This window comes from Cohnella baijiui, assembly GCF_020731285.1.
Lineage (GTDB): Bacteria > Bacillota > Bacilli > Paenibacillales > Paenibacillaceae > Cohnella.
Genome location: NZ_JAJFOW010000243.1, coordinates 1 through 278 on the forward strand (window position 1 = coordinate 1; position 278 = coordinate 278).

The 278-nt window shown below is 51.8% G+C and carries 1 protein-coding gene; it reads left to right on the plus strand.

What is annotated here, in order from left to right:
* Window positions 1-278, plus strand: a 278-nt coding sequence (locus LKX83_RS32485; protein WP_227887408.1) for an IclR family transcriptional regulator domain-containing protein, incomplete at both ends; no start/stop codon positions are given.

Genomic DNA, 278 nt, shown 5'->3' on the forward strand with positions numbered 1-278 from the left:
ATGCATTAATCCAAATGGGTCTTAAAGCCTCTCAGCGTATTGACATCAAAGAACAGGCCAAGCCTGCGCTTGTACGTCTGCGGGAGAGGTTAAATGAGACGGTTGCTCTATCCATTTGGGGCGAGAGAGGTCCGTACTTTATTCACATCGAGGAAAGCAACCGCCAGATTACGATCGGCATTCGGGTCGGGTCGCGCGGCAGTATGCTGAATACGACAGCGGGCCAGTTGTTTGCGGCCTATATGCCCGGTACCCAAGTGGAGGAGTTGATTATGCAT